Annotated in this window: 5 protein-coding genes; 4 read left to right on the forward strand and 1 reads right to left on the reverse strand. The window is 63.7% G+C overall.

What is annotated here, in order from left to right; translation table 11 throughout:
* On the reverse strand, nt 1-953 hold a 953-nt coding region (locus ACO59D_RS12655), incomplete at its 3' end, for a hypothetical protein (protein ID WP_485127291.1).
* A 145-nt stretch (nt 954-1,098) separates the two neighbouring features.
* On the opposite strand from ACO59D_RS12655, the gene ACO59D_RS12660 reads away from it, so the two are divergent.
* The 4 genes from ACO59D_RS12660 to ACO59D_RS12675 all read left to right on the forward strand — a co-directional run.
* The gene (locus tag ACO59D_RS12660; protein ID WP_485127292.1) at nt 1,099-2,112 is read left to right on the forward strand and encodes an NAD-dependent epimerase/dehydratase family protein; all 1,014 of its coding nucleotides are present in this window, start codon (nt 1,099-1,101) and stop codon (nt 2,110-2,112) included.
* A 2-nt stretch (nt 2,113-2,114) separates the two neighbouring features.
* Nucleotides 2,115-3,650 carry an NAD-dependent epimerase/dehydratase family protein gene (locus ACO59D_RS12665; protein ID WP_485127293.1) on the forward strand — a complete coding sequence of 512 codons (1,536 nt, stop codon included), beginning with the start codon at nt 2,115-2,117 and terminating at the stop codon, nt 3,648-3,650.
* Nucleotides 3,651-3,808: 158 nt separating this feature from the next.
* Entirely contained in the window at nt 3,809-5,308 is a 1,500-nt protein-coding gene (locus tag ACO59D_RS12670; protein ID WP_485127294.1) for an MFS transporter, read from the forward strand.
* Nucleotides 5,309-5,310: 2 nt separating this feature from the next.
* On the forward strand, nt 5,311-6,062 hold a 752-nt coding region (locus tag ACO59D_RS12675), incomplete at its 3' end, for a glycoside hydrolase family 78 protein (protein ID WP_485127295.1).

The following is a 6,062-nucleotide window of genomic DNA, read 5'->3' on the forward strand; positions in this document are numbered from 1 at the left end:
GCCTTGGCCACGTCCTCGGTGCGGATGGGCTCGAAGATGTGCGCACGAACGTAGTTTGTGGCGCCGAGCACGAGCTCGGAGGGGTTCTCGCCCAGGCGTAGGCGACCCACGCGCTCGGCGTACTCGACGGCCATGTGGTAGCCAAGCTCGCCCACCCGTTGGGTGTCTCCGGCAAGCTCGCAACGGTTGATGTAGGAGTCGCTGAGCGCAAGCGCCTTGCACGGATTCATTCCGCCTGAGATTGCCGCTCGAGAGATGACCGTTGTGGCGGCAATGAAGGTATCCTTGGCGTTGCGCAGGGGGTTCGAGGAGAGCACGCCTGCCCTGAACGACGGAAGCCGCGAGAAGTATGCGCGCAGCTCGTTCGGGCGACCCTGCCGCACGAGGGCGCATACGACCTCCTCGATCTTGAGCGAGGAGTTTTCCGGTCCCTCGTGTGTGGAGAACTCGTTTGCTCGGAACTCCTCCTTGGCGAGGTTCGAGTCGAGCACGCGCTGCACGTCGTCGTGGACCATCACCTGGTCGATGTCGACCCTCTCGCCGCTGGTGGCAAACGCGATGGCGCAGAGCACCTGCACGGTGGTGAGTGTCGGCAGCGTGGTGAGCGAGCGCATGCCGGCCGTGAACTGCGGCAGGTCGGCGGGGGAGACGCCGAGCTGGGCTGCCATGGCGGTGACCTGGGTGCTCTGGAGGGGAGCCTCGGGCATGGGCCCAAGCACAAGCCGTGCGTCTCCGGCAACGACAACGCCAAGGTAGAGGTTGTCGTCGACGGGAACGTAGCCAACAGGGCCGTCGACGTCGAGCGCCTGCTTTTCCCACAGGGCAAGCGGGTCTGCGGGAAGCCTCACGGGGATGTGTGCCGAGGCCAGGGAGTTTCGCTGGTAGACGTGCGCGGGCACAACGGCGATGCTCGCCATGAGCGTTGCCAGGTAGTCGATCCCCTCGAGGTCCATAGGGCTTCTCCGCCAATCGTGGTCGCGGCCTCTGGATGAGGACAAGTCTACAAAAACGATGACACAAAAGATATCCCTACTGTACGGGCATGACTACTCTGGATGAAGTTCGATGATGCTCGGCAAAGTAAGGAGAAGGTGCTCCATGAAGGTTTTCATGATTGGCGGAACGGGACTTCTGGGAAGCGAGGCAGCGCGCGAGCTTATCGCACGCGGTCACGAGGTTACGGCACTGGCGCTTCCGCCCGTGCCCAAGGGAGCCACGCTTCCGCCTGAGATGAAGGTCGGGTTTGGAAACTACCTCGAGATGAGCGACGACGAGATGCGCTCCCACCTGCGCAGCTGCGACGCCTTTGTCTTTGCCGCCGGCGTCGACGAGCGCGTGGAGGGGCCGGCCCCCATCTATGACCTCTACAGGAAGTTCAACATCGATCCCATCAGGCGCCTTCTGCCACTCGCCAAGGAGTGCGGCGTCAAGCACGTTGCCATCTGCGGCAGCTACTTCGCCTACGCTGCCAAGAAGTGGCCGCAGATGCAGCTCACGAAGTGGCACCCCTACATCAGGAGCCGCATCGACCAGGAGAACGCCGCTATGGACGTTGCCGGACCCGGCTTTGACGTCGCAGTGCTCGAGTTGCCCTACATCTTTGGCACGCAGCCCGGCCGAAAGCCTGTGTGGGTGTTTCTCGTCGAGCAGATCCGTAGCATGAAGGGTGCCACCCTGTGGACCCGCGGCGGCACGGCCATGGTCACGGTGCACCAGGTGGGGCAGGCCATCGCCGGTGCCATCGAGCGCAACCGTGGCGGCAACTGCTATCCCATTGGCTGGTGGAACATGACGTGGGAGGAGATGCTGCGCCATGTCCACAAGCACATGGGCTGCCCCGAGAAGCCCGTTCGCACCATTCCCACCTGGATATACGCCATCGGCGGCTGGAAGCTGCGCCGCGACCAGAGGAGGAGCGGCATCGACGGCGGCCTCGACATGGTGAAGTTCGCAGATATCCAGACCTCCGAGATCTTCATCGACAAGAGCCTGGGAGCCGTGCCCCTGGGCGTGACCGATGACGACATCGATGCCGCCATTGGGGACTCTATTCGCCTCTCGCTTGACGTTGCTGACAACAAGGCCGACGTCATCTCGATGAAGGGGGAGTAGCCATGGCAACCGCAGGGCAGCCCAGCATGCCGAGAAAGGCGCGCGTCCTCATGACGGGAGCCTCGGGCGGCATGGGCATGGCGTCGCTCAGGCAGATGGTGCCGGAGCTCGGGGATGCCTACGACCTCGTGGCCTTGGTGCGTGACTCCGAGAAGAACCGTGGCGAGATGGCACCGTTCGAGGGAACGCGCGGCTTTGAGGTCGTGTGGGGCGACCTCGACGACGACGCGGCGCTGCGTCGCTGCCTCGAGGGCACAGACCTTGTCCTCCACATCGCGGCGTTTGTCTCGCCGGCGGCCGACTACCATCCAAAGACCGCCATGCGCGTGAACTTCGGTGGCACCAAACGCCTCATCGACACGATCCACGAGCTAGGGCAAGACGATACCACGGCCTTTGTCTACATCGGCACCGTGGCCGAGACCGGCGACCGCATGCCGCCCATCCATTGGGGTCGTGTGGGCGACCCAATCAAGCCCAGCATGTTTGACTACTACGCCGTGTCCAAGGTGGCTGCGGAGCGCTACGTGATCGAGTCTGGCCTTGCGCGCTGGGCGAGCCTTCGCCAGACGGGCATCATAGGGCCCGCGATGGTGCAGGTACGAGACGCGATTCAGTTCCACAACTGCCTCTTCAACGTGCTCGAGTACTGCTCGGACCGAGACTCCGGACGAGCCATGGCGCACCTTGCCTCCTATGACGCCAAGGGTACGCTCGATCCCTCGTTCTGGTGCCACGTCTACAACATCGGCGGCGGCGAGAGCTGCCGCGTGAGCACCGTCGCCATGTACCGCAAGCTCTACGGTGAGCTGGGCTTCACGAGCCTGGACCCGGTCATCGACAACAGGTGCGTTGCCACCCGCAACTTCCATGGCCAGTACTACCTCGACTCCGACAGGCTCGAGGACCTCCTCCACTTCCGCAGCGACTCCATGCAGTACTTCTATGACGAGTACCTCAGGGCCATGGGGCCTGCTGCCATAGGGTCCGCGCGCTTTCTCTGTCGAATTCCCGGCGGGCAGCGCCTCATGGGCTCGATCATCAAGAAGTCAACGTTCGACAAGCTGCTCGACGCCGACCACGGCACGCGCCACTTCATCCAGGAGGGGATGGACGACAGGATCGACGCCTACTGGGGCAGCCGCGCCGCCTGGGAGGCGCTGCCCGAGAGGGTAAGCGACATGCCCGAGTTCACCGACTGGGACCACGTGGTCCCAGTCGACCACGGCTACGACGAGTCCAAGCCCGAGGAGGAGCTCTCGCTGGAGGACATGCGCGGCGCTGCGGAGTTCCGCGGCGGCAGGCTTCTCTCCGCCAGCATGGAGAAGGGCAACTGGCGAGCAAAGCTGCGCTTCCGTTGCGCGTTTGGGCACGAGTTCGACGCCAGCCCGCGCCTCGTGCTTGAAGGTGGCCACTGGTGCCCGACCTGCGAGGCCAAGAGCTGGAACTACGGTGCCCGTGCGAAGGTAGACCCGTTCTTCGCGCAGGTGTGGAACCCCCTGCACAAGCCTGACGAGATGCGCGAGTATCCGAAGTGAGACAAAGAGAGTCTCCCCTTGTCTCGCCCTTGTCTCATGACAAAACGAATAGCTACAACACAAATACGTAAGAATTTGGTTCTCCCGCCCCGTACAGTACAGACAACGAGACGAAAGCGAAAGCCCATAGGGGCGCAGAGAAGGGGAGGAAACACGCCATGGGAGGCCTGCGACTGTCATTTGCCAACAAACCGGTCTTTGACTCTCGGGTGAGGTCAGAAGAGGTGCAGCCGGCCGAGAAGATCTTAGGCTACCTGGTGGGACCCGTTGGCCCGGCACTCGTGAATTCGGTTCTCGCCAGCTACCTCAACGTGTTCTACACCGACGTGCTGGGGCTCACGCTGCTCTGGGGAGGGCTCTTCCTCCTCATCTTCCCGATTGTCTCCAAGGTTGCAAACGCCGTGGTGAACCTTTGGGTGGGCAAGCTCATCGAGCGCACGCACACGCGCCAGGGCAAGGCCCGCCCGTACCTGCTCGTCTCGGCCCCCATCTTCTTTGCGACCACGGTCCTCTGCTTCACGGTGCCCAACCTGGGCCTTGTTGCCGAGGTCATCTGGGTGGTGGTGAGCTACAACCTCTTCTACCTGTGTGCCAACTCCCTCTACACCATGGCGCACAACCTCATGGTGCCGCTCTCCACGCGCGACTCCGAGGCGCGCGGCTCGCTCTCGGTGATGAACAACATCGCGCAGACCATGGCCACGGGCATCATCATCGCGACGCTCTTCCCCATGATCGTGCTGCCGGTGATCGGCGCCGACCAGGCGGCATGGGCCGTGATGGGCTGGATCTTGGGCGCCGTCGCACTGCCGCTCATCCTCATGGAGTACTACTTTACCCGCGGGCGCGTGACCGAGGAGCAGGGCGAGCAGGCAGCCGAGGAGCCCGTGCCCTTCCGCGAGCAGATCCGCACCGTGATGGGCGACAGGTACTGGGTCATCCTGATGCTCTACCTCTTCATCTACACGCTCTCCCTTAACTTCAAGAACCTGTCGCTGCTCTACTTTTGCAACTACGTGCTGGGCTCCTACAACGACGGCATCACCCTGACGCTCATCAACGTGATCGGCGGCGTCCCCATGGGCCTGGGCATCTTTGCCGTGTGGCCCGTCGCCAAGCGCGTCGGCCTGCGCAACTCCACGCTCTGGGGCTTTGTGATCATGGCCGTGGGCTCTGCCGTCTGCGCGCTCTTCCCCACGAGCATGCCCGTGGTCCTCGTGGGCCAGTTCATCAAGAACGTGGGGTGCCTGCCAGCCTCCTACGTCTTCATGGCCCTCTTTGCCGACGTGCTTGACCACTGCGAGTGGCGCTTTGGCTTCCGCTGCGACGGCCTCTCCAGCGCCATCTACTCCATCATCCAGACCGTGTGCGTGGGCGTTGCCAACGGCGTCTTCAACCTCATGCTTGGCGTCACGGGCTACGTGCCGCCATCCGTCGTGGACGGCGTCACCGTTGCCGCTCAGCAAAGCGACGCCACCAAGGCCGTCTTTGTCTTCTTCTTCCTGGTGCTTGACATCATCACGTCCATCGTGATTGTGGTGCTGCTCTCTCGCCTGAACGTCGAGAAGACCATCAAGCAGGAGCAGGAAGAGATCAAGGCGCGTCACGAGGCCTCTGGCGCGGCCGATGCGCCAGCCGTCACCACCAAGGAGGGCTAGCCATGCGAGCCACAAACCTCACCGCAGCGTGCCTCACGAATCCCCTGGGCATAGACGTCAGGTGCCCCGAGCTTGCCTGGATTGACGAGGACGGTCTTTCCCAGAGCGCCTACCAGGTGGAATGCAAGGATGGTGCGGGTGCCACGCTCTGGGACACGGGCAAGGTCGCAAGCGCCTCCATGCGCATCGCCTGGCCCGGTGCCACCCTTGCCAGCCGCGAGCGCGTTACGTGGCGCGTGCGCCTCTGGGATGACGGTGACGCCTGCGGTCCCTGGTCCGAGTCCGCAAGCATCGAGGAGGGGCTTCTCTCGGCAGATGACTGGTGCGCCCGTTGGATCAGCGGCAACTACGACGTTCTCACCCCACGCGCAGGTGCGATGGGCAACTTCAGGCAGATGGTCGCCGCCATGCGCCCCGCGAGCCCCGACCAGGTGGTGACCGAGCCCATCCTTGAGGGCCGCTACCCCGTGGACTGCTTCCGCCGCGCGTTCGCTGTGGGCAAGGCTCCGGTGCGGGCACGCCTCTACATCACCGCATGCGGCCTCTACGAGGCACGCATTGACGGCGAGAAGGTCGGGGATCTCTGCATGGCGCCGGGCCACACGGACTATCGCAAGCGCGTCCAGTACCAGACCTACGACGTCACTGCCGCGCTGGCGACGGGTGCGCACGAGCTTACGGTCCAGCTTGCCGATGGCTGGTATCGCGGGTCCTGTGGCGCGTGGGGGCTTCTCAACCAGTACGGCACCCAGAC

The organism is Tractidigestivibacter sp. (assembly GCF_057241865.1).